1 protein-coding gene is annotated in these 1,003 nt (G+C 57.2%); it reads right to left on the bottom strand.

All coding sequences use genetic code 11. The features are described from left to right. The coding region (gene tnpC, locus FQZ95_RS09515) for an IS66 family transposase (RefSeq protein ID WP_160530137.1) at nt 1-1,003 on the bottom strand (1,003 nt) is incomplete at both ends.

Below are 1,003 nucleotides of genomic sequence, written 5' to 3' on the forward strand. Positions count from 1 at the left end.
ACATTGTTCAGACGGCATGTGCCGATCAGCGAGTACAACACCGCCGCATGTTCGCCACCGCTGTCGGAACCCGCGAACATCCAGTTTTTCCGGCCTACGGCCACTCCCCGTAAGGCGTTCTCTGCGATGTTGTTGTCGATTTCCACCCAGCCATTACTGCAGTACACGTTCAGTGCATCCCACTGTTTCAGCAGGTATGCGAACGCTTTTGCCGTATCTGAGTGACGCGACAGTGTTTTCATCTGTTGCTGTATCCAGCCATACAGTGACTGCATCAGTGGCGCGGCTCTGATTTTTCTTGCCGCCAGACGCTGTTCTGCTGAACAGCCCCGGACCTCTGCCTCGATGGCATACAGTTCACCGATACGCTGCAGGGCTTCCGTGGTGATGTCGGTGGGCGCTCTTGCATGCACATCGTGGATTTTTCTCCGGGCATGAGCCATACACGCGGCTTCCGTTATTCTGCCGGATTCGTATAACGCCCGGTAACCACAGTAAGCATCGGCCTGAAGCACACCGCTGTAACCGGCCAGGTGATTTTGTGGATGGATACCTTTCCGGTCCGGACTGTACGCGAACCAGACCGCCGGGGGCATCTGTGAACCGGCGTTACGGTCATCACGGACGTAGACCCACAGCCGGGCTGTCCGGGTTTTACCGCTGCCCGGCTCCTGGACCGGGACGGGGATATCATCAGCATGGACTTTACCGGGCATCAGCACATACTGGCGCAGGACGTCATACAGCGGCTCCAGCAGTTCAGCAACAGCACCTGTCCAGCGCCCCAGTGTGGCACGGCTCAGCTCCACTCCCTGACGACGGTATATTTCTGACTGGCGGTATAACGGCAGATGGTCTGCATATTTCCCGGTGACAACATGGGCCAGAAGCCCCGCTCCGGCATAACTGCGTGCAATGGGTTTTGAAGGTACTGGTGCCTGCACGATATGGTCGCACCGGCAACAGGCCTGTTTCGGACGTTGTGTTTCGATAACCTTAAAGG

Origin of the sequence: Escherichia sp. HH41S (assembly GCF_009820115.1) — a bacterium.
Lineage (GTDB): Bacteria > Pseudomonadota > Gammaproteobacteria > Enterobacterales > Enterobacteriaceae > Escherichia > Escherichia coli_F.